The sequence below is a fragment of the Mesorhizobium sp. M0960 genome (genome assembly GCF_040319055.1).
Taxonomy (GTDB): Bacteria; Pseudomonadota; Alphaproteobacteria; order Rhizobiales; family Rhizobiaceae; genus Mesorhizobium.
Genome location: NZ_JAMYNN010000025.1, coordinates 46,181 through 66,823, shown reverse-complemented (window position 1 = coordinate 66,823; position 20,643 = coordinate 46,181). Strand labels below are relative to the sequence as shown.

21 protein-coding genes are annotated in these 20,643 nt (G+C 63.9%); 11 read left to right on the top strand and 10 right to left on the bottom strand.

Translation table 11 applies throughout. The features are described 5' to 3' along the window. Nucleotides 1–194 precede the first annotated feature (194 nt). Nucleotides 195–449, top strand: coding sequence for a hypothetical protein (locus NKH63_RS28625; protein ID WP_352482352.1), 255 nt, complete (start codon nucleotides 195–197; stop codon nucleotides 447–449). Between the two features lie 4 nt (nucleotides 450–453). Here the strand turns inward: NKH63_RS28625 and NKH63_RS28620 are convergent, their stop codons facing one another. Further along, nucleotides 454–1,089: a DNA-3-methyladenine glycosylase I gene (locus NKH63_RS28620; RefSeq protein WP_352482353.1), complete on the bottom strand. Its 636-nt coding sequence runs from the start codon at nucleotides 1,087–1,089 to the stop codon at nucleotides 454–456. A 222-nt stretch (nucleotides 1,090–1,311) separates the two neighbouring features. On the opposite strand from NKH63_RS28620, the gene NKH63_RS28615 reads away from it, so the two are divergent. Beyond that, nucleotides 1,312–2,046 carry a L,D-transpeptidase gene (locus NKH63_RS28615; protein WP_352482354.1) on the top strand — a complete coding sequence of 245 codons (735 nt, stop codon included), beginning with the start codon at nucleotides 1,312–1,314 and terminating at the stop codon, nucleotides 2,044–2,046. Nucleotides 2,047–2,320: 274 nt separating this feature from the next. Next, nucleotides 2,321–3,241, top strand: a complete 921-nt coding sequence (locus NKH63_RS28610) for a bifunctional 5,10-methylenetetrahydrofolate dehydrogenase/5,10-methenyltetrahydrofolate cyclohydrolase (RefSeq protein ID WP_023716475.1) — start codon at nucleotides 2,321–2,323, stop codon at nucleotides 3,239–3,241. A gap of 458 nt (nucleotides 3,242–3,699) precedes the next feature. On the opposite strand, the gene NKH63_RS28605 is transcribed toward NKH63_RS28610, so the two are convergent. The 6 genes from NKH63_RS28605 to NKH63_RS28580 form a co-directional block, all read right to left on the bottom strand. Further along, entirely contained in the window at nucleotides 3,700–4,311 is a 612-nt protein-coding gene (locus NKH63_RS28605) for a hypothetical protein (protein ID WP_352919797.1), read from the bottom strand. Further along, a complete protein-coding gene (glcF, locus tag NKH63_RS28600) occupies nucleotides 4,283–5,584 on the bottom strand; it encodes a glycolate oxidase subunit GlcF (protein ID WP_352919794.1) in 1,302 nt (433 codons plus the stop codon). Before glcF ends, NKH63_RS28605 begins: the two co-directional genes overlap by 29 nt. Nucleotides 5,585–5,652: 68 nt before the next feature. Next, nucleotides 5,653–6,036 carry a DUF4870 family protein gene (locus NKH63_RS28595; RefSeq protein WP_023716473.1) on the bottom strand — a complete coding sequence of 128 codons (384 nt, stop codon included), beginning with the start codon at nucleotides 6,034–6,036 and terminating at the stop codon, nucleotides 5,653–5,655. Then, entirely contained in the window at nucleotides 6,033–7,289 is a 1,257-nt protein-coding gene (locus NKH63_RS28590) for an FAD-binding protein (RefSeq protein ID WP_352919791.1), read from the bottom strand. The genes NKH63_RS28595 and NKH63_RS28590 overlap by 4 nt, the downstream gene beginning before the upstream one ends. Nucleotides 7,290–7,512: 223 nt before the next feature. Further along, nucleotides 7,513–9,009: an FAD-linked oxidase C-terminal domain-containing protein gene (locus NKH63_RS28585; RefSeq protein ID WP_352482360.1), complete on the bottom strand. Its 1,497-nt coding sequence runs from the start codon at nucleotides 9,007–9,009 to the stop codon at nucleotides 7,513–7,515. Nucleotides 9,010–9,147: 138 nt separating this feature from the next. After that, entirely contained in the window at nucleotides 9,148–10,431 is a 1,284-nt protein-coding gene (locus tag NKH63_RS28580) for a DUF3422 family protein (RefSeq protein ID WP_023716470.1), read from the bottom strand. 364 nt (nucleotides 10,432–10,795) lie between these two features. On the opposite strand from NKH63_RS28580, the gene NKH63_RS28575 reads away from it, so the two are divergent. Genes NKH63_RS28575 through NKH63_RS28565 form a run of 3 tightly spaced genes read left to right on the top strand, consistent with a single transcriptional unit; the run spans nucleotide 10,796 to nucleotide 13,600 of the window. Then, a complete protein-coding gene (locus tag NKH63_RS28575) occupies nucleotides 10,796–11,599 on the top strand; it encodes a FadR/GntR family transcriptional regulator (protein ID WP_352482361.1) in 804 nt (267 codons plus the stop codon). Nucleotides 11,600–11,654: 55 nt separating this feature from the next. Further along, nucleotides 11,655–12,791 (top strand): alpha-hydroxy acid oxidase, encoded by a 1,137-nt coding sequence (locus NKH63_RS28570; RefSeq protein ID WP_023716468.1) that lies wholly within the window; start codon nucleotides 11,655–11,657, stop codon nucleotides 12,789–12,791. A gap of 38 nt (nucleotides 12,792–12,829) precedes the next feature. Further along, complete coding sequence (locus tag NKH63_RS28565; RefSeq protein WP_352791198.1) at nucleotides 12,830–13,600, top strand: metallophosphoesterase family protein; 771 nt, start codon at nucleotides 12,830–12,832, stop codon at nucleotides 13,598–13,600. Between the two features lie 28 nt (nucleotides 13,601–13,628). On the opposite strand, the gene NKH63_RS28560 is transcribed toward NKH63_RS28565, so the two are convergent. Together NKH63_RS28560 and NKH63_RS28555 are read right to left on the bottom strand one after the other, a co-directional pair. Continuing rightward, the gene (locus tag NKH63_RS28560) at nucleotides 13,629–13,769 is read right to left on the bottom strand and encodes a hypothetical protein (RefSeq protein WP_023716466.1); all 141 of its coding nucleotides are present in this window, start codon (nucleotides 13,767–13,769) and stop codon (nucleotides 13,629–13,631) included. A 291-nt stretch (nucleotides 13,770–14,060) separates the two neighbouring features. After that, nucleotides 14,061–14,759 carry a type 1 glutamine amidotransferase gene (locus NKH63_RS28555; protein ID WP_023716464.1) on the bottom strand — a complete coding sequence of 233 codons (699 nt, stop codon included), beginning with the start codon at nucleotides 14,757–14,759 and terminating at the stop codon, nucleotides 14,061–14,063. 74 nt (nucleotides 14,760–14,833) lie between these two features. Between NKH63_RS28555 and NKH63_RS28550 the strand changes: the two genes are divergently transcribed. The 4 genes from NKH63_RS28550 (at nucleotide 14,834) to NKH63_RS28535 (ending at nucleotide 19,020) form a co-directional block, all read left to right on the top strand. Further along, nucleotides 14,834–15,496: a hypothetical protein gene (locus tag NKH63_RS28550; protein ID WP_352919788.1), complete on the top strand. Its 663-nt coding sequence runs from the start codon at nucleotides 14,834–14,836 to the stop codon at nucleotides 15,494–15,496. Nucleotides 15,497–15,527: 31 nt separating this feature from the next. Continuing rightward, nucleotides 15,528–16,262 (top strand): 16S rRNA (uracil(1498)-N(3))-methyltransferase, encoded by a 735-nt coding sequence (locus tag NKH63_RS28545; protein ID WP_352919787.1) that lies wholly within the window; start codon nucleotides 15,528–15,530, stop codon nucleotides 16,260–16,262. Nucleotides 16,263–16,466: 204 nt separating this feature from the next. Then, nucleotides 16,467–17,840, top strand: a complete 1,374-nt coding sequence (locus NKH63_RS28540) for a glutamate--cysteine ligase (RefSeq protein ID WP_023716461.1) — start codon at nucleotides 16,467–16,469, stop codon at nucleotides 17,838–17,840. Between the two features lie 103 nt (nucleotides 17,841–17,943). Further along, nucleotides 17,944–19,020 carry a DUF937 domain-containing protein gene (locus NKH63_RS28535; protein WP_352482366.1) on the top strand — a complete coding sequence of 359 codons (1,077 nt, stop codon included), beginning with the start codon at nucleotides 17,944–17,946 and terminating at the stop codon, nucleotides 19,018–19,020. A gap of 176 nt (nucleotides 19,021–19,196) precedes the next feature. Here the strand turns inward: NKH63_RS28535 and NKH63_RS28530 are convergent, their stop codons facing one another. Next, on the bottom strand, nucleotides 19,197–19,487 hold the full coding sequence (locus NKH63_RS28530; RefSeq protein ID WP_352919785.1) for a DUF1127 domain-containing protein: 291 nt from the start codon (nucleotides 19,485–19,487) through the stop codon (nucleotides 19,197–19,199). A gap of 178 nt (nucleotides 19,488–19,665) precedes the next feature. Between NKH63_RS28530 and NKH63_RS28525 the strand changes: the two genes are divergently transcribed. Then, nucleotides 19,666–20,622, top strand: a complete 957-nt coding sequence (locus tag NKH63_RS28525; RefSeq protein WP_023716458.1) for a LysR substrate-binding domain-containing protein — start codon at nucleotides 19,666–19,668, stop codon at nucleotides 20,620–20,622. Nucleotides 20,623–20,643 lie beyond the last annotated feature (21 nt).

Here is a 20,643-nt window from a genome sequence, read left to right as displayed (position 1 = left end):
CAAGACGTCAAATCCCCCGCAAACAAGCGAACAACCGCCGCAACCCCGCCGCCGCAAGCTTTGCTCATGACTGCGCAACAGGTCCACAAGGGGAGAAGGCAAGAAAAAGAAGCTGAAACAATTGCGCCATGCGCGCGGCATCGTGCCGACACAATCCGGGCCGATAAGCGCGCCGAAACAAGGGGTTCGGGGCCATGGCCACGCTACAGAAGTTCGACATCATCGATAGCGGCGCACGCGACGCCCCGGTCCGGCTGCGGCCGGCCGATGGTTATGGGCCAAAAACGACGAAGCAAATCGCCGGACTGTTCGAGATCGCGGCGCAACAGCGCAGCGGGCCGACCATGCGCGACGTGCTGATGACCGGCCTGCTGGTGATCTATCCGGTGTTCGCCGCGCTGGCGGCCATCCTGGCCGGGTTTTTCCTGGCCGGCGCCGGCGGCGCCTGAGCCGCTATTTCGGCCGCCTGAACGCTTTCCGCTCCGCCTCGACCGGTTCCCGGCAGACGCAGCCCTCGAGATGGTCGTTGACCAGCCCCATCGCCTGCATGAAAGCGTAGACGGTGGTCGGGCCGACAAAGCTCCAGCCGCGCTTCTTCAGCTCCTTCGAAATGCGGACCGAAACGGCCGTCGTCGGATTGGCGCGCAGATGGGCGAGGTCGACGATCTCGGGCCGCTCGTCCGGGCCGGGCTCGAACTTCCAGAACCAGGCGGCCAGCGAGCCGGCCTCGTTGATGAGTTCGCGGGCGCGTTTGGCGTTGTTGATGGTCGAAACGATCTTGCCGCGGTGACGGATGATGCCGGCATTGCCGAGCAGGCGCTCGACATCGGCGTCGGTGAAGGCGGCGATCTTGTCGACATCGAAGCCGGCGAAGGCCTCGCGGAAATTGTCGCGCTTGCGCAATATGGTCAGCCAGGACAGGCCCGACTGAAAGCCTTCGAGGCAGATCTTTTCGAACAGCCGGCGATCGTCGGCGACCGGCCGGCCCCATTCGTGGTCGTGGTAGTGCAGATAATCCGGCAGGTTGCCGTGCCAGAAGCAGCGGGCGATGCCGTCGGGACCAGCAAGCAGACCTGTCTTTTCGTCCATGGCGGAATTCCGTTCGTGTCTTGGCGTTAACGCGTTTTGAAGCGGCCTTTACCGCGGCTTTACCAGATTCCTGAACCGGGCGGTAACCACACCAAAAGGTTTACTGACAGACAGGCATTTTACGCATTCCGATTCATGTTTCGGTTGCCGCTTCGCGCCCAATGTCGCGGAAATCGGGGAGGCTTTGCGCCCCGGCATGTTCGACGATCAAGGTGCGATCCGATGAAGATATTCTTGTTCCCACTGTTCGGCGCCGCGGCCGTGCTTGCCGTCGGCGCCGCCAATGCCAACGACCGCTATGCCGAGAGGCCGCCGGTGGTGGTCAGCCCCGACCTTTCGGCGCCCTGGGTGCTGCAGCTCGGCCATGCGCCGGGCATCGTGCGGCAGAGCCGGCAGGAAGCGCAGCCGCTACGGCGCTACCGGCGGCAAGCTGAACCCGATCAGTTGCGCACCGCAGCGGTGCAGGCGCCGGCCAAACGCATGGTGATGCGGCCGCAGATCGATCCCGTCTATTTGCCGCAGGAAGTCGCCTATGACGGCCCGCAGAAGCCGGGCACGATCGTCATCGATACGAGAGAGAATTTCCTCTATCTGGTCGAGAAGAACGGCAAGGCGCGGCGCTACGGCGTCGGCACCGGCAAGCCGGGCTTCGAATGGTCCGGCACTCACAAGATCACCAACAAGCGGGTCTGGCCGGACTGGCGGCCGCCGGCGGTGATGATCGCCCGCGAAGCCGCAAAGGGCCGTTATCTGCCAACCTATCTCGCCGGCGGCATGGAAAACCCGCTCGGCGCACGCGCGCTCTATCTCGGCTCGACCGAATACCGCATCCACGGCACCAACCAGCCCTGGACCATCGGCGGCGCGGTGTCGTCGGGCTGCATCCGCATGCGCAACGAGGATGTGGTCGATCTTTACGAACGCGTGAATATCGGAACAACGGTGGTGGTGATATAGTTGCCGCGACGAATCATCTGGTCTAGAAAGACATTAGCTTTGGCTTTCTGAGGCCAGATGAATAAACAACGGGGGACGGGCCGTGTGGGGATGCGGCCAGTCACGAAAGGGCAGCGCGGCAAGCCGTGCTGCCCTTTTTGTTTCCGCCAGCGAGAATTGACGAAGATTTCGCCGGCACGTCGCGCGACAGGCATAGCGGTTCGCTTTTCGCGCTGCCTTTTCGCCGTCCCTTTGCTATGTGGCAGCCAAAATTCCAGACAAAGGCCCTATCTCGATGTCCCTCTCCGATGACAGCCGCTATCTCAAGGGCGGCCCGGTTGCCCAACGCATCATCGCCAGCGTGCGCGAGGACGCGGCGATCGCCACCGCCGAAGGCTTTCCGCCCAAGCTGGTGTCGATCACCGTCGGCGACACAGCGGCGGTCGACATCTATGTCCGCAACCAGCGCGCCAAGGCGGGGCTGGCCGGAATCGGCTTCGAGGAGAGGCGCTTTCGCGCCGACATCACTGCCGGCGAACTCGAAGCTGCGATCCACGGCCTCAACGCCGACCCGCGCGTCACCGGCATCATCATCCAGCGACCGGTGCCGGTGCATATCCCGATCAAGACGCTGCAGGCGGCGGTGCATCCACTCAAGGACGTCGAGGGCATGCATCCGGCGTCGATCGGCAACATCGTCTACAACCAGCTCGACCTGGCGCCCTGCACTGCCGCTGCCTCGGTCGAACTGCTCAGGGAAACCGGCCTCGACCTCAAGGGGCTCGAAGTGGTGGTCGTCGGCCACTCCGAGATTGTCGGCAAGCCGATCGCCTTCCTTTTGATGAGCGAAGGCGCGACGGTAACCGTCTGCCATCACATGACACGCTCGGTGGCGGCACACGCACGCCGCGCCGACGCGCTGTTCGTGGCCGTCGGCAAGCCGCGGCTGATCAAGGCCGACATGGTCAAGCCGGGCGCCGCCGTGATTGATATCGGCATCAATTCGGAAATCGGACCGGACGGCGAAAGCCGCATCGTCGGCGACGTCGATGCCGAGAGCGTCAGGCACGTCGCGTCGTGGATCACGCCGGTGCCGGGCGGCGTCGGCCCGATCACCGTGGCGATCCTGCTGCGCAACACCATGGTGGCGCTCAGCCGCCAGCGCGCCCGCTACCAGGCAACCTACGGCACGGCGGACAGACTGGCGGCGGAGTAGGCGCTTTCGTCACGTGTATTGCGGCACATGGCAGGTGATCCGGGACTCGTCATCCCAGAAGACGTAGAGCATGCCGCCGCTGCCCCAGAAGAAACCGGCGAATGAATCGAACTGGAGAAGAAATTTCATTTGCCGGTCCGTCCCGGGAACGACTGGAAACTGCGGCCCCTGAATCCATGACGGCAGCCCACCAAGCCGAAACAGGTTTTGCCTTGAATTGCTTATCCCGTACGACTGCCTGAGCCACCGTTTAGGGGTCGGTGCCAACCGAACAGTTTTTTTCTCGGCGGCTTTTGCAGGCCTCTCAATGTAGGGCGAATGCAGAGGCGCGATCGGCGTCGGCACACCGGCAGCGTCGTGGGAATAGTAGGTCGGTTCGAGAGAATTCGCACAGGTCTCGATACGGAGTCTGGGAAGAGGCATCGTCAGCTCAAGATCGTCCAGCGTAACCAGATGTATCAGTCGCTCTCGACAGGTCGGGCACACTGCCGATCCTTCGCCGCCGACCGTAGTGGCCTGCCAGTCGCCGGCAGATGCCAGGTAGGATGATTGCGGTGCGTCGGAAAAGACATGTCGCTCGGAGCGCCCTCCTCAAAGCTGAAATGATGACATGCCGGCGGCGAACGAGGATCATCATGCGTCAGCCAGTCTGCGAAATCGGGAATGTCGCCCAAGGTACTGTCTGGAAACAATTCCGGCGCCTGCAAGGCGACGTGAGCCAGCAGATCCTCCACGTCTATTCCGCGTTTCACTTCCTCTTGCAGGAAAAATGCCAGACGAGCCAAATGCGCGTCGTCGAGAAACGAAACGGCGTCGATAATCAGATTGTCTTGCTGGACGTCGGCTTCTACCGCTGCCTTTATGAGCGCAAACAGGAATTCGGACCCATCCTTGAGATGACGAACGACGATTGTCTGGCATTCGCCATAGCTGGCCTGGAACGTCGCCGGCGATCTGTCCGACAGCAGCCGAACGACGGTTCCAATCTCTTCGGATTTTGGGTTGGGCATCTCGGCAGTCTCATTGGCGGGTGCGCAGCAATCAAACCAATTTTGGCGGCTCGCCGCCATAGGCCCAGTCGAGCAGCTTTATCGTATGCACCACCGGCAGCTTGGCGGCGGAGGCGATCTGGGTGATGCAGCCGATGTTGCCGGTGGCGACGATTTCAGCGCCGGTCGCCTCGATATTCCTGACCTTGCGGTCGCGCAGCGTCGCCGAAATCCCGGGCTGCAGGATGTTGTAGGTGCCGGCAGAACCGCAGCAGAGATGCCCTTCGCGCGGCTCGCGCACGACGAACCCGGCCCGGACCAGAAGCTCCTTCGGCTGGCGGGTGATCTTCTGGCCATGCTGCATCGAGCAGGCCGAGTGATAGGCGACGATAGTGCCCGGTCTACGCACCGGTTCCGGCAGGTCGAGACTCCCGAGATATTCGGTGATGTCCTTGGCCAGCGCCGACACGCGCGCCGCCTTGTCGGCGTAGGCAGGATCGAGGCGCAGCATGAAGCCATAATCCTTGATGGCGGTGCCGCAGCCGGATGCGGTGATGACGATGGCGTCGAGTCCGCCCTGCTCGATGGCGCGCGTCCAGGCGTCGACGTTCCGTCGGGCCGACGCCAAGGCAGCGTCCTCGCGTCCCATGTGATGCACCAATGCGCCGCAGCAGCCCTCGCCCTGCGGGACGACGACCTCGACACCAAGCCGGGTCAGCAGCGAAATCGCCGTGTCGTTGATGCCGGGATCGAGCACTGATTGCGCGCAGCCGGTGAGGATGGCGACGCGGCCATTTTTCTTGCCGCCCTGCCCCGCATGGACGCCCGGCGAAGCCATCGGCGAGACTGCCGGGACCGACGCCGGTGCAAGCTTGAGCATGGCGCCCAGCGGCCTCAAGGCCTGGATTTTCTCAAACAGGCCGGCGAATGGCTGGCCGAGCTTCGCCAGCTTGAGCGCCGCGCGAAAGCGCGAGGGATAAGGCAGCACGAAGGCCAGCATGGCGCGTGTCAGGCGATCGGCCAGCGGACGCTTGTAGGTCTCCTCGATATGGGCGCGAGCGTGGTCGACCAGATGCATGTAGTTGACGCCAGACGGGCAGGTGGTCATGCAGGCGAGGCAGGACAGGCAGCGGTCGATATGGGTGACGATCTCCTTGTCTGCGGGACGGCCGTTCTCCAGCATGTCCTTGATCAGGTAAATCCGGCCGCGCGGCGAATCCAGTTCGTTGCCGAGCGTCACATAAGTCGGGCAGGTGGCGGTGCAGAAGCCGCAATGCACGCATTTGCGCAGGATCTTTTCCGATTCCGCGACATGCGGATCGGCAAGCTGGGCAAGCGAGAAGGAGGTCTGCACGTAAACGAATCCTTACCGTTTGAGCATGATCTTTTCCCAAAACCGGTATCCGCTTTTTGGGATCATGCTCATAGTCCGAGGAACCAGCTTTCCGGGTTCTTGACCGCCTCGCCGCGCTGCAGCGCCTGCAGGCCGAGAATGCAGCGGGCAATGAACCAGACGGCGACAGCGACCATCAGCACGACGCCGACGACCACGACCATCAGCAGCGCCGAGATCAGTGCATAGAGCAGGCCGATCCAGAAGGTGCGGATCAGGAATGCGTAATGGCTTTCGACGAAGCCGCCGGCCTTGCCGCGGTTGATATAGGCCAGGACGATGCCGACAATGCCGCTGACGCCGATAACGAGGCCGGCGAGATAGAGGATATAGATGACCAGCGCGTTGGTCGGACCGGGCTCCAGCCAGCGGTCGGTCTGGCGTGACGTACCGTTTTGGCCTGCATCGCTCATTGCGCTCCTCCCTCGGTTGCTGGGGCGAGAGTAGCAGAGCCTGCGCCCGGCGCCATACGCCCGGGATTGAGGATATTCTTCGGGTCGAATTCGGCCTTCAGCCGCGCCGACAGTGCTGCAAGAGGCGGCGCTTGCGGTTCGAACACGGGTATCGCCGCGCGATGCGCAGGGGTTGCGCGAGCCAGCGTGGCATGGCCGCCGCCATGCTTTGTGATCAGCCCGCGCAACAGGCCGGCCTCTGGATCGTCCTGCTGCATGCGCAGCCAGATCAGCCCGCCCTGCCAATCGTAGAAGGCATGGACCGCGGCCTGCATGCGCAGCGCCAGCACCATAAGGTGGCCCTGCGACGGCGCCATCGAGACGCGCCACACCGGCCTTTCGCTGCCATCGGCGAACGGCGCGCAATCGCGGATGTCACGCCAGACAGAATACGAGACCGAACCGGAAATCTCCTGCAGCGGACCGGCGTTTTTCAGCAGGTCTTTCAGCGCCGCGATGCGGTAGGCGACCGACGGGCCGAAACCCTCGATGCGCAGCAGCGTCGCCGCATCGCTGCCGAGACTGCCGCCGGCGACCCGCGCGGCGACCCGTTCAGGGAGATGGGCCGCACTCGACACCTCCGCGCTGGAACCCAGTGCCAGCGCCATGGCGGCGGTGGCATGATCGTCGAGCAGGCCACGGATGGCGAGCGTGACTTCGGTCTCGGCAGCGGGAAGCACCTTGAAGGTGACGTCGGTGAACACCGCCAGCGTGCCCCAGCTGTTGGCCATCAGCTTGGACAGATCATAGCCGGTGACATTCTTGACCACACGGCCGCCCGACTTGAAGGCCTCGCCACGGCCGGAAACGGCCGCGATGCCAAGGATGTGATCGCGCGCAGCCCCGGCCTTCAGCCGCCGCGGGCCGGAAAGGTTCGCGGCCAGCACGCCGCCGATCGTGCCTCGTCCTGGTTCACCGCCGAGCAGCGGGCCGTAGTCCATCGGCTCGAAGGCCAGTTGCTGGCCGTTTTCGGCAAGCAGGCTTTCGATCGCGGCCAGCGGCGTGCCGGCTTTCGCCGACAGCACCAGTTCGGCCGGCTCATAGAGCGTGACGCCGGACAGGTTCGACAGGTCGAGCGTATGCTCGCTCTGCTGCGGCCGGCCGATGCCGCGCTTGGAACCATGGCCGAGGATCTCGAGCGGCGAGTCTTCCGCTGCGGCCCAGGCGATGGTGGAGAGGGTTTCCGCTGATGTGGTCGGGGTGAAGGTGGTCATGCGGCAGAACCACCAGTCGTAAATGACGAGAAGCCGCGATCCTTCCCACCCCCCTCTGTCCTGCCGGACATCTCCCCCGCAAGGGGGGAGATCGGATGTCGCTTAGGCTTTCGCCAACCATCAACGCTTGAAGGCGAGCAGGACGTTGAAGCAGCCAATCTCCCCCCTTGCGGGGGAGATGTCCGGCAGGACAGAGGGGGGTGTCCAAGCGCCAACATACCCCTCAAAACCTCGGAATGTCCGGAAACGCCGTCTGCCCGCGATGCACGTGCATCCTTCCGAGTTCGGCGCATCGCCTCAGCTGCGGAAACACCTTGCCTGGGTTGAGCAGGTGATTGGGGTCGAAGGCGCATTTGACGCGCATCTGCTGGTCGAGATCGATCTGGTTGAACATTTCCGGCATCAGGTCGCGCTTCTCGACGCCGACCCCGTGCTCACCGGTCAGCACGCCGCCGACCTTGACGCAGAGCCGCAATATGTCGGCGCCGAAACTCTCCGCCTTGTCGAGCTCGCCGGGCACGTTGGCGTCGTAGAGGATCAGCGGATGCAGATTGCCGTCGCCGGCGTGGAAGACATTTGCGACGCCGAGCCCGTATTTCTCCGACAGTTCGCGCATGCCGGCGAGGACGCGCGGCAATTCCTTGCGCGGGATGGTGCCGTCCATGCAGTAATAGTCGGGCGAGATGCGGCCGACCGCCGGGAAGGCTGCCTTGCGGCCGGCCCAGAAACTCAGCCGCTCCTGCTCCGATTGCGAAATGCGGCATGTGGTCGAGCCGTTCCTATAGGCAATGGCTTCGACCAGGCCGATCAGATGGTCGACCTCGACACCCGGCCCGTCCAGCTCGACGATCAGCAGCGCCTCGACATCCAGGGGATAGCCGGCCTGGACGAAATCCTCGGCGGCGTGGATGGCCGGGCGGTCCATCATCTCCATGCCGCCCGGGATGATGCCGGCGCCGATGATGTCGGCGACACATTGGCCGGCTTGCTCGCTGGTCGGGAAGCCGATCAGCAGGGCACGCGCCGTCTCGGGCTTCTTCAAAATGCGGACGGTGACCTCGGTGACGACACCGAGCAATCCTTCGGAGCCGGTCATCACGCCGAGCAGGTCGTAGCCTTCCGCGTCGAGATGGCTGCCGCCGAGGCGCACCACCTCGCCATTCATCAGCACCATCTCGATACCAAGCACATTATTGGCGGTGAGACCGTATTTTAGGCAGTGCACGCCGCCGGAATTTTCCGCGACATTGCCGCCGATCGAGCAGGCGATCTGGGAGGATGGATCGGGGGCGTAATAGAAGCCCTCCTGCTCGACGGCGGTGGTGATGCCGAGATTGGTGACGCCGGGCTGAGCGACGACGATGCGGTTCTGGAAATCGATCTCGAGGATGCGGTTGAAGCGGCTCATCACCAGCAGCACCGCGTCTTCCAGCGGCAGCGCGCCGCCGGAGAGCGAGGTGCCGGAGCCGCGCGGCACGACGCGGATATTGCGGTCACTGCAATATTTCAGCACGCGCGAGACCTGCGCCACGGTTTGCGGCAGCACCACGACCAGCGGCAATTGCCGGTAGGCGGTGAGCCCATCGCTCTCGAAGGCGCGCATCGCATTGGCTGCGTCGACGACGCCCTCGCCCGGCACGATGATGCGCATATCGGCGACGATCTCATCGCGCCGGCGCAGCGTGGCGTCGTCTGGTTTCGGCATCGCAAGACCGGACATCGACAGCCTCCTTCGACCGACTGGTAAAAATCTTTTACCAGCGACGGCTATCGGTTGCAAATGCCGCTTTGGCCGGGATCGCGGGCCTATGGCCGGGACAGCCTTTCGCAGCGGCAATCTGCCGCTGCGCGCCCCACACTACTCGCCCGGCTGCTTGCCCGGTTCGGAGTGCATGCGGCGGACACGGCGCACGCCCCACCAGACGAGCAGGACGGCGAGCGGCACCGAGGCGGCGGTGACCATTTCCGGCGCAAAGGCATGGCCGAAGATCGAGGCGCCCTTGGCGACGTAGCCGATGAGGCCGACGACATAGTAGGAAACGGCGGCGACCGAGAGTCCTTCCACCGTCTGCTGCAGGCGCAATTGCAGGCGGGCGCGATTGTTCATCGATGCCAAGAGATCGCGGTTCTGCTTCTCGACCTCGACGTCGACCCAGGTGCGCAGCAGCGTGGTGGCACGGGTCAGCTTGCGCGACAGATTGGCCTGGCGCTCCTCGACCGAACGGCAGGTGCGCATGGCCGGCGCGACGCGCCGCTGCAGGAACCCGCCCCAGGTGTCGTAGCCGGGCACGGCTTCTTCCTCGAGCGCCTCCAGCCGCTCGCCGACGATGCCGTCATAGGCACGGCTGGCGCCGAACCGGTAGAGGCTGGAGGCGGCATCCGCCTCCAGTTCGGCGGCAAGTTCGGTCAGGTCGGCCAGCAAGGTCTGGCTGTCGCGGGTTTCGGCGACCTTCATTTCCAGCGTGGTCTGGGCCAGCCTGTCCTCGATGCGGCGGGCACGCCCCGAAAGCATCAGCGCCAGCGGCAGCCCAAGCATGGCCAGCGTGCGGTAGGTCTCGATATCGATCAGCCGCTGCGACAGCGCCCCGGTGCGCGCCGGTGTCAGCCCGCGATCGAGCACCAGCATGCGGGTCAAGCCGTCGCCATCCTGGCGGAAATCGGTGACGATGGCCGCGTTGCCGCGCTCGACCAGCGAATAGCACAGGCTGGTCGGGTCGAAGCCGGCGATCAGCCGCTCGTTCGCCGGTGTCCATTTGCGGATTTCGAGCCTGATGCCGGAAATCACCGTGCCCGGCGGCGAAAACCCGTTGCCGAAGGGGGTATCTTCTTGCCCCCTGCCGTTTTCGGCGAGCGGCCCTTCCCAGAGATAGGTCGAGAACTCCGTGTGCCGTTCCCAGCGCAGCGAGCCCTTGCCCCACTTCATCGCGTGATGGCGGGCATGGCGGTCGGGCGCGGCAATACCAAGGCGCTGCGACAGTTCCGAAAGCACTGCCAGATCGACGCTCGATCCGCCTTCGGTCATGAAGGAAAGCTGCACCAGCACGCGCGGCTTTTCGACCAGCGGATGCGGTCGGGCGTGGACCTCGCCGAGCGCGCCGGGCCGACCTTCGTGCGCCGGAAAGCCCATGACGCTGCCGCCCATGGCTTTGGCGCGCAGCTGGAATTCGAGATTGGACGGGTCGGCGTCTGGCACGGCTGGTCCCCCGGGCTTCTCTGAGCCCTTTGGCAATGATGTCCCTCTAGAGCGGTTTTATCGTTTCACGGAAACGCCGAACCGCTCTATCCCTTTGATTCTGCGCAATTCCGGACGGAAAACCGTTTCACACTTTTCCTGGAATTGCTCTAGAGGCAATCGCCAGGGGACGCAAACAGCCAGTTTAGCAGAAGGTGATATGAAGCCGCGGCTGTGAAACCGACCCGGCCGGGCGAATTGGATAAATAATTTGACCAGTTGGCGACGCTGGCTTTATCTTGCGCGACATCGGTTCAACCCCCAGGCACCCCGTTTGAGCGACATTTTCTCCCGGATCGAGCATTCGCGCACCGCCGACGAGGTGGTGCAGCAGATCGAGAGCCTGATCCTCGAAGGCGTGCTGCGCACCGGCGACCGGCTGCCGGGCGAGCGCGAGCTGGCGCGCCAGTTCGAGGTGTCGCGGCCGATCCTGCGCGATGCCTTGAAAGCCTTGGAAGGGCGCGGGCTATTGACGACACGGCCAGGCGGCGGCACCCATGTCGCCGACGTCATCGGCCAGCTGTTCACGAAGCCGGTGGCCGACCTGATCTCGATGCATCGCAAGGCGGTGACCGACTATCTGGAGTACCGCCGCGAGATCGAGGCGGTGGCGGCGGAATATGCGGCGCGGCGCGCCACATCGGACGATCTGGCGCTGCTCGACCGCATCATGGCACGGATGGACGAGGCGCACCGGACCGGCAATTTCGACGACGAGGCGGAAATCGACGTTGAGTTCCATCACGCGATCTGCGAATGCGCGCACAACATCATCCTGCTGCACACGCTGCGCGCCTGTTACCGGCTGCTGTCGGAAGGCGTGTTCCAGAACCGGCGGCTGGTGTTCAGCGTGCCGGGTGCGCGCGAGGCGCTGCTTTCGCAGCACCGGGCAATCTACACCGCGGTCAAGGCCGGCGATCCGGCCGCGGCGCGGCAGGCGGCGATGGACCACATCTCCTATGTCGAACGGTCGATGGCCGAGGCCGAGCGCAGCGGCGACTGGCAGCGCGTGTCGCGGCTGAGGCTCAGGCAGCGCTCCGAGCCCGGTGATGGCGAGCCGGCAAGAAAACAGCCGTAGGCCGCGGCCAGAAAATTCAACGAAGAACCAGCGAAGAACCAGCGGAAAAAGATCCATGAGCAGCATCCTCACCATCGCCGACCTCAAGGACCTGGCGCGCCGCCGTGTGCCGAAGATGTTCTTCGACTACGCCGATTCCGGCGCCTGGACCGAAAGCACCTACCGAGCCAACGAAGAGGATTTCCAAAAGATCAAGTTCCGCCAGCGCGTGCTGGTCGACATGGACAACCGCTCGCTGGAATCGACCATGATCGGCGAGAAGGTGGCGATGCCGGTGGCGCTGGCGCCGACCGGCATGACCGGCATGCAGCATCCGGACGGCGAGATGCTGGCGGCGCAGGCGGCGGAAGAATTCGGCGTGCCGTTCACGCTGTCTACGATGAGCATCTGCTCGATCGAGGATGTCGCGTCGGTGACCAGGAAGCCGTTCTGGTTCCAGCTCTATGTGCTGCGCGACAAGGATTTCGTCTTCGATTTGATCGACCGGGCAAAGGCGGCGAAATGTTCGGCGCTGGTGCTGACGCTCGACCTGCAGATCCTGGGCCAGCGCCACAAGGATATCCGCAACGGGCTTTCGGCGCCGCCGCGGATGACGCCGAAGCACCTCTGGCAGATGGCGACAAGGCCGCGCTGGTGCGTCGGCATGGCCGGGACCAAGCGCCGGAGCTTCCGCAACATCGTCGGCCATGCCAAGGGCGTCGGCGACCTCGCCTCGCTTTCGTCGTGGACGAAGGAGCAGTTCGATCCGCATCTGTCGTGGAAGGACGTCGCCTGGATCAAGGAGCGCTGGGGCGGCAAGCTGATCCTGAAAGGCATTCTCGACAAGGAAGATGCGATGATGGCGGCCAGGTCGGGTGCCGATGCGATCATCGTTTCCAACCATGGCGGCCGCCAGCTCGACGGCGCCTCGTCATCGATCATGGCGCTCGAAGAGATCGCCGATGCCGTCGGCGACACGATCGAGGTGCATATGGACGGCGGCATCCGTTCCGGCCAGGACGTGCTCAAAGCACTGTGCCTCGGCGCCAAGGGCACCTATATCGGCCGGCCTTTCCTGTACGGCCTCGGCGCACTCGGCAAGGAAGGGGTTACCAAGGCGCTGGAAATCATCCGCAAGGAGATGGACATAACGCTGGCACTGTGCGGAAAGCGTCTGGTCACCGACATGGGCAAGGATCAGCTTCGGCGCTAAAGTCCCGTGACGGCATGACCACGGAGGCGACGCAGGCATTGACGGAGCCCGGCATCAATTTTTACGAGGCGCGCGGACCGCAAGGCATGCGCCTTTTTGCGATCGGCGATGTGCACGGCCGGCTCGACCTGCTGGCCGCCATGCACCGGCGGATCGAGGCGGAGCTCGGTCAAAGGCCGTCGGCCGATTGGCGCGTGATCCATCTCGGCGACTATGTCGACCGCGGCCCGGACTCCAAAGGCGTCATCGATTTCCTGATCGACGCGCAAAAACGCGATCCGCGTCACCTGATGCTGGCCGGGAATCATGATCTCGGCTTTCTCGATTTTCTCGATGTCCCCGATCCGGACGGGCTGTTCATGCGCTATGGCGGCATCCAGACGGCGCTGTCGTATGGTGTGTCACTCGGTGGGAGCAGCGCCTGGTTTGGCCGCGCCGATGCGGCATTGCGGCAAGGGCACGCCGCACTGGTCGAGGCGGTGCCGCAGAACCATGTCGAATTCCTGCGCTCGCTGCCCTTTTCAGTGACGTTCGGCGATTTCTTCTTCTGCCATGCCGGCATCCGGCCCGGCATTGCGCTGGAAAGCCAGAGCCCGCAGGACCTGATCTGGATCCGCGAGGTCTTCCACGATCACACCGGTCTTCATCCCAAGATCGTGGTGCACGGCCATACGCCGGTGCCCAAGCCCGAGATCACAGGCAACCGCGTCAATGTCGACACCCTCGCCTGGCAGTCGGGAAACCTCACCGCGCTCGTCGTGGACGGCGCGGACAAGCATATCCTGACAGTCACGGGTGAGCGGGCTTAGGGAAGGCGTGGGGTTATGAGCAGAGGGTCTAGCGAAGCGCGGCGGTGACGCCGTAGCCGTCGACGGCATTGTGGTTGTTGGCTGCGTCGGCGGAATAAATGCCGAGGCCGCACAAGACAATGGCCGACAACATGGCAAAGGACAAAAAGGCTGCTTTCACGGACGTCATCTCTTGTTGAGCTTCCTGCATCTATACACGAGCGGGTTACCAATGCGTTGAAACGCAAAATTCGTCGCAAATGTCTGACGGTTTCGCGCTTCTAGGCATGTTCTGTATCGGCGGTGTGTCGCGCGGGTCACAGGATAGGTTCATCGCGGTTGCACGGAAGATGCAGAGCGGCGCCTTTTAGGCTAGCGGATTGACACAGGCCAAGGATGAAACGCGTTATCCCCGGCGGATTTGGCGCCGCGTGCCAAATATGCAACGTCGCCAAATAGGCAACGTTGGCTGTATGAGTCGTCAGATCGTCGCCACCCAGGCGCGGGCGATGGCCAGGCCGGCGGCATCGGCTTGCGGTCCGTTGCGGGCCATTTCATCGTCGAGCCGACCTGCCCATTCAGGATGCCGCTCGGCAATCAGCGGTGCGAAGGAGGTGCTCCAGTCGCGAACCATCGGCCGGTCGGCCTCGAAATGGAACTGGAAGCCATAGACGGCGCGGCCGATGCGGAACGCCTGGTTCTCGGCGACGGCGTTGCCGGCCAGCCGCACGGCCCTCTCAGGCAAGACAAAGGTGTCGTCGTGCCATTCGAAGATCGGGAATTTTTCGGGCAAGGCGGCGAGCACCGGATCGGCGTTCGCGGCCGCGGTGAGCGCGACCTCGTGCCAGCCGAACTCCGAGGCACCGCCGATCTGGTTCTCGCCGCCAAAGGCGCGCGCGACCAACTGGCCGCCAAGGCAGATGCCGAGCACCGCGCGATCCCTCTCGGCAAAATCGCGCGTCAGGTCGAGCAGGCCCGGAAAATAAGGACAGAGCTCGTCGTCCAGTGCATTCTGGGCGCCGCCGAGCACCACCATGGCGTCATGCCCGCCGCTATCTTGCGGCAGCGCGTCGCCGCGATAGGGCCGGCGCAGGTCGATATCGGCGCCGGCCTCGACAAGCGCCGCGCCGATCTGGCCAAGGCCCTCATTGTCGAAGTTCTGGACGACCAAGACCCGCATCGAAACCTGCTGACATGAAATAGATGCAGCGAGCGATATCATGGCGCCAGCATCGCAGCCAACAAGGAACGCCTATGCCACTGCAAAACCGGGTCGATCCGTTCGGCGCCATCCATGCCGTGCCGGAGCGCGGCCTGTTCATGGGCAATCGCGGCATCATTCACGACGCCGAGACGAGAACGCTGTTGAAGAAGCGCTGGGCGCTGCAAGCCTGGATCATCTGCGTCTGCGAATTCCGCAATGTGCGGCGCGAGCCGATGGGGCGCAACCGGCAAAGCGACGACCAATTGGGCGGCAAGGCCGGCTGGACCGAACTGTTTTTCCTCGACGAGGTGACGGCGCTGGCGGCCGGGCACCGGCCGTGCTTTTTCTGCCGGCGCGAGCGAGCCAGGGATTTTGTCCAGCGCTTCGGCGACGCCTTCGGCATTGCCGAGCCGCGCGCGCCGCAACTCGACAAGCGCCTGCACAAGGAGCGCCTGGCATCGGGCGGACCGGCGCCGAGACTGGAACCGGAGGCGCTTGCGGACTTGCCGGACGGCACGATGATCTCGTCAGGAAACAGGGCGTACGCCCTGTTTGACGGCGCCGCGCTGCCCTGGAGTTTCGGCGGCTATGGCGAACCGGTGGGGTTCGGCGGTTTTTCCGACGGTCCAATCCGCATGCTCACGCCGGCGACAACTGTTTCGGTGCTGCAGCAAGGCTACCAGCCTGTCTGGCATCCTTCCGCCGAGGCTTGACGCCGAGGGTGACGTTGCGCATTCCTCGGCGATGCGCGCCAATTACAAGATGCAGCGGCTGTTCGTGCCGGACGAGCTTGGACCGGATACCGAGTTCGACGTCGGCCCGCAGCAGAGCCATTATCTCTCGCGTGTGCTGCGGCTCGGCGAAGGCGCCGAGGTTCTGGTGTTCAACGGCCGCGACGGCGAATGGTCGGCGGCGATCGCCGCGAAATCGAAGAAGGCGTTGCGCCTGAAGGTGATGGCGCTGCAGCGGCCGCAGCCGCCACTGCCCGATCTCGTCTATTGCTTCGCGCCGCTGAAGCAAGGACGGCTCGACTACCTCGTGCAAAAGGCGGTGGAGATGGGCGCCGGCAGCCTGCAGCCGGTCATCACCCAGCATACGCAAGTGGCAAAACCCGGCATCGAGCGCCTGCGCGCCAATGTCGTCGAGGCGGCCGAACAATGCGGCATATTGGCGGTACCGGATGTGCGCGAAGCGGAAAAATTCGAGCGCCTGCTCGACAACTGGGATCGTGAGCGGCGGTTGATCTTCTGCGACGAGGATGCCGCCACCAACAATCCCCTGCCGGCATTGCAGGCGGTGCGGGAGAACAAGCTCGCGCTGCTAGTCGGGCCGGAGGGCGGCTTTTCCGACGAGGAACGCAGGATGCTGAGAGCGCTGCCGTTCGTTACCGCCATTCCGCTCGGGCCGCGCATCCTGCGAGCGGATACGGCGGCGGTGGCGGCACTGGCGCTGATCCAGGCGACAATCGGCGATTGGTGATCAATTCCCGTTACCCTCTGGCTCAGGATTTTTCGCTTGATCGGCTACTGACATTTCGTCCATCTAGCGCCGGCGGTCGTCCGGCCGCTCTGCAGCGCAGCGCGTCCTTTCGGGCGCGCAAAGGACGCTGTAGCATATTGATTGGGCACATGATCCTTTCCGAAAATCGAAGCCGATTTTCGGGGTCATGTGCGGAGGGCTATTATGGCGCGCGATACTACCGATTTCCGGCCGATAGAAAGCGTCGACGAACTCGTCGAGCATCTGGCCGAAGGCAACAAGCCGCGCGACAAATGGCGGATCGGCACCGAGCACGAGAAATTCCCGTTCTACATCGACGGCAATGCGCCGGTGCCCTATGGCGGCGAGCGCGGTATCCGCGCCATCCTCGAAGGCATGCAGGACAAACTCGGCTGGGACCCGATCATGGATGCCGGCCGCATCATCGGCCTGGTCGAGCCGACCGGCCAGGGCGCGATCTCGCTGGAACCCGGCGGCCAGTTCGAACTTTCCGGCGCGCCGCTGGAGACGATCCACCAGACCTGCCGGGAAGGCAATGCGCATCTGGCGCAGGTACGCGAGATCGCCGAACCCATGGGCATTCGTTTTCTCGGCCTTGGCGGCAGCCCGAAATGGTCGCTGGCCGAGACGCCGAAAATGCCGAAGTCGCGCTACGAGATCATGACCCGCTACATGCCCAAGGTCGGCACCAAGGGTCTCGACATGATGTATCGGACCTGCACCATCCAGGTGAACCTCGACTTCGAGAGCGAAGCCGACATGCGCCGCAAGATGCAGGTGTCGCTGAAGCTGCAGCCACTGTCGACGGCGCTGTTTGCCAACTCGCCCTTCACCGAAAGCCGGCCGAACGGCTTGCAGAGCTGGCGCGGTGAGATCTGGCGAGACACCGACAACCAGCGCTCCGGCCTGCTCGAATTCTGTTTCTCTCCCGATTTCGGCTTTGCCGATTACGTCGAATGGGCGCTCGACGTGCCGATGTATTTCGTCATCCGCGACGGCCAGTACCATGACATGACGCACATCACCTTCCGCCAGTTCATGGCAGGTGCTGCCCGTAACGAACTGCCGGACGGGCTGCCGACGATGGGCGACTGGGCGAACCATCTGTCGACGCTGTTCCCCGACGTGCGGCTGAAGCGCTTTCTTGAAATGCGCGGCGCCGATGGCGGGCCGTGGCGGCGCATCTGCGCGCTGCCGGCCTTCTGGGTCGGGCTGCTCTACGATGCGGCTGCGCTCGACGCGGCCGAGGCGCTGACCTCGAGCTGGAGCTATGACGAAGTGCTGGCAATGCGCAACGCAGTGCCGGAACAGGGCATTTCGGCGCCCTTCCGTAACACGACGTTGCGCGAGATCGCCCGCGACGTGCTCGTCATCTCGCGCATGGGACTGAAGAACCGCGACCGCAAGAACCGCGACGGCTATGACGAGACCTCGTTCCTCAACACGCTGGACGAGGTCGTCGCGCGCGGCACGACCAGCGCCGAAGAGATGCTGTCGGCCTACCACACACGCTGGGGCGGCTCGATCGAGCCGGTGTTCATGGAATACGCGTATTAACGCTTCGCTATCCGCATGAGCCACGGTCCGGCAAATTCGCTTCAATCAGTGATGGAAACGAACTAGGCTTCTCCAAACGAGGATTTTCCCGGAGGAGAAAACAATGCCTTCCTTGTTCGATATTCTGGCACAGGCCCAGAACGGCAACGGCATGCAGGCGCTGGCCCAGCAGTTCGGGCTTTCGCAGCAGCAGACGCAGGCGGCGGTCGCGGCGCTGCTGCCGGCCTTTTCGCAGGGGCTGAAGCGCAACACAGCGGACCCTTACGGGCTCGGCTCCTTCATGACGGCGATGGCCAGCGGCCAGCACGCCAAATATTTCGAGGATGCAAGCCGGGCCTTCTCACCGCAGGGTCTCGATGAAGGCAACGGAATTCTGGGGCATTTGTTCGGCTCGAAGGATCTGTCACGCGCCGTCGCCAGCCAGGCCGCGCAAGCGAGCGGTGTCAGCCAGCAGGTCCTGCAGCAGATGCTGCCGGCAATCGCCTCGATGATGATGGGCGGGCTGTTCAAGCAGACCACCAACCAGCTAGGCGGACAGATGCATGCGGCAGGGGGTGGGCCCGGCGGCGGCAATCCGCTCGGCGAACTCATCGAGCAGATGATGCGGCAAGCGGGCGGCGGCAGCCAGGCGCCGGCCCCTCAGCCTGCAGGCCCAGCGGACAATCCGCTCGGCAAGGTGCTGCAGGATATGTTCGGCGGCGCACAGCAGCCGCAACAGACGCAGAGCCCTTACGGCGACAACCCGCTCGGCAAGGTATTGCAGGACATGTTCGGCGGCGGGCAGCAGCCGCAAAGCCAGCCGCAGCAGACACAGAACCCTTATGGTGACAATCCGCTCGGCAAGGTGCTGCAGGACATGTTCGGCGGCGGCGCGCAACAGCCGCAGCAGCCGCAGAACCAGCCCCAGCAGACACAGAACCCTTATGGTGACAATCCGCTCGGCAAAGTACTGCAGGACATGTTCGGCGGTGGTGCGCAACAACCGCAGCCGCAGGCGCGTCAGGCGCCCCAGCAGCCCCAGGCGCCGCAGCCGCAGGCCAATCCGAGCGGCAGGCCGAGAAATCCGTTCGACGACCTGTTCGGCAAGATGTTCGAGACGGGTGCCCAGCAGCGCGACGACTACCAGAAAGGCATGGAGTCGATCTTCGACCAGTTCAAGCAGGGTATGGGCCGGCGGTAGACTAGACACCGGCATCCAATCATCAGTGCCGCCCAAAAAAGAAAGCCCGGTCCTGGGAGGACCGGGCAGCGCGCAGGCTGGCCGGGGGGATCCGGCAGGGAGTGGGGAGCCTGCGTAACTTGGTGGCTTCGTGCCTCAAAAAGGTTCAATGCGACCAAAATCGCGAATTTGTGCGATCAGGCCACCTTGCGGGCAATATCCTCGATCGTTTCGGCGCGCTCGACCGCGATGACGCGAAGCCTCTCGGTCGGATCGCGGCCAAAGGGCACACTGACAGCGACGTGCAGGTCGGCGCGGGTCAGACCGATGTCGGCGAGCTCGGCATCCGACATCTCGCCGAGGCGATAAAAGGCGCGACGGTTTTTCCAGGCGCGGTAAACATTGGCAGCGGCATTGGCCACGCGCGTCGCAACGGCCGGACGCGAGGTGATGCGCGAGGTCTCGGTAGCGAAATCAAACGTAGCCATGTCGGTCTCCTTCACATTCGAACGAGCGAAACCAGTCGATCGGGCGCTGGCGACAGCGGCCGTTCCGGCTTCGATTCACATGCCTTCATGTGGACAGTCGGAATTTGCCACGGCGCGATTGATTAATCCAACGAATGTTTCTAATCTTTAGCATCAACATCAATGATGGATTAGACCGATGAAAGCGCCGCTCGATCTCGATCAGTTGCAGACCTTCATCTCGATTGTCGACACCGGCAGCTTTACCCGCGCGGCGGAAGCCGTGCATCGCACCCAGTCTGCGGTGTCGATGCAGATGCGGCGGCTCGAAGAGCGGATCGGCAAGCCGCTGTTCGAAAAAGACGGCCGCACCAACCGGCTGACCGAGGAGGGCGACAGACTGCTCTCCTACGCAAGGCGGCTGCTCTATCTCAACAAGGAAACACTGGCCGCCTTCGACGACCGCCGGCTCGAAGGCACCATCCGCATCGGCACGCCGGACGACTATGCCGATCGCTTCCTGCCCGAGATCATGGCGCGGTTTGCCCGTTCCAACCCGCATGTCGAACTGACCGTTATCTGCGAACCGACGCCGGGACTGGTCGAACACATCAAGCGCGGCAATCTCGACCTGGCGCTGGTGACGCACAATGACGCGCGCGGCCAATCGGAAGTGGTGCGGCGCGAACCGCTGCTGTGGGTTACCTCGGCCAATCATGCGACGCATGAGCAGCCGATCCTGCCGATGGCCTTCGGCCGGCCGAACTGCATCTGGCGGCGGGCCGCCGCCGACGTGCTCGACCAGCAGAACCGCGACTACCGCATCCTGTTCACCAGCTTCTCGGCCACCGTTATCGCCGCGGCGGTGCTTTCCGGCCTGGCGATCTCGGTGCTGCCGGAATGCGCGCTGCGGCCCGGCATGCGGGTGCTGGGCGAGGCCGACGGTTTCGGCGCCCTGCCCGATTGCCGCATCGGCATCATGCGCGGCCAGACCTCGCGGCCGGAGATCGTCGACGCGCTCGCCCGCCATATTTCGGAAAGCCTCGACAATATTTCCGTGCCGCTCGGCGAGGAGACCGGCACGTTCGATTTCGCCGCCCTCGCCTTCGCGAAGATGAAGCGGACCAAGCCGAACCAGATCCTGCCGGGCTGGTAGGGCTTCGTGTCTCATAGCGCC

Coding starts and splice junctions, on each gene's coding strand:
- NKH63_RS28625 (WP_352482352.1), top strand. CDS start 195: ATGGCCACGCTACAGAAGTTCGACATCATCGATAGCGGCGCACGCGAC.
- NKH63_RS28620 (WP_352482353.1), bottom strand. CDS start 1,089: ATGGACGAAAAGACAGGTCTGCTTGCTGGTCCCGACGGCATCGCCCGC.
- NKH63_RS28615 (WP_352482354.1), top strand. CDS start 1,312: ATGAAGATATTCTTGTTCCCACTGTTCGGCGCCGCGGCCGTGCTTGCC.
- NKH63_RS28610 (WP_023716475.1), top strand. CDS start 2,321: ATGTCCCTCTCCGATGACAGCCGCTATCTCAAGGGCGGCCCGGTTGCC.
- NKH63_RS28605 (WP_352919797.1), bottom strand. CDS start 4,311: ATGGCGGCGAGCCGCCAAAATTGGTTTGATTGCTGCGCACCCGCCAAT.
- NKH63_RS28595 (WP_023716473.1), bottom strand. CDS start 6,036: ATGAGCGATGCAGGCCAAAACGGTACGTCACGCCAGACCGACCGCTGG.
- NKH63_RS28590 (WP_352919791.1), bottom strand. CDS start 7,289: ATGACCACCTTCACCCCGACCACATCAGCGGAAACCCTCTCCACCATC.
- NKH63_RS28585 (WP_352482360.1), bottom strand. CDS start 9,009: ATGTCCGGTCTTGCGATGCCGAAACCAGACGACGCCACGCTGCGCCGG.
- NKH63_RS28580 (WP_023716470.1), bottom strand. CDS start 10,431: ATGGGCGGCAGCGTCATGGGCTTTCCGGCGCACGAAGGTCGGCCCGGC.
- NKH63_RS28570 (WP_023716468.1), top strand. CDS start 11,655: ATGAGCAGCATCCTCACCATCGCCGACCTCAAGGACCTGGCGCGCCGC.
- NKH63_RS28560 (WP_023716466.1), bottom strand. CDS start 13,769: ATGACGTCCGTGAAAGCAGCCTTTTTGTCCTTTGCCATGTTGTCGGCC.
- NKH63_RS28555 (WP_023716464.1), bottom strand. CDS start 14,759: ATGCGGGTCTTGGTCGTCCAGAACTTCGACAATGAGGGCCTTGGCCAG.
- NKH63_RS28550 (WP_352919788.1), top strand. CDS start 14,834: ATGCCACTGCAAAACCGGGTCGATCCGTTCGGCGCCATCCATGCCGTG.
- NKH63_RS28545 (WP_352919787.1), top strand. CDS start 15,528: ATGCGCGCCAATTACAAGATGCAGCGGCTGTTCGTGCCGGACGAGCTT.
- NKH63_RS28540 (WP_023716461.1), top strand. CDS start 16,467: ATGGCGCGCGATACTACCGATTTCCGGCCGATAGAAAGCGTCGACGAA.
- NKH63_RS28535 (WP_352482366.1), top strand. CDS start 17,944: ATGCCTTCCTTGTTCGATATTCTGGCACAGGCCCAGAACGGCAACGGC.
- NKH63_RS28530 (WP_352919785.1), bottom strand. CDS start 19,487: ATGGCTACGTTTGATTTCGCTACCGAGACCTCGCGCATCACCTCGCGT.
- NKH63_RS28525 (WP_023716458.1), top strand. CDS start 19,666: ATGAAAGCGCCGCTCGATCTCGATCAGTTGCAGACCTTCATCTCGATT.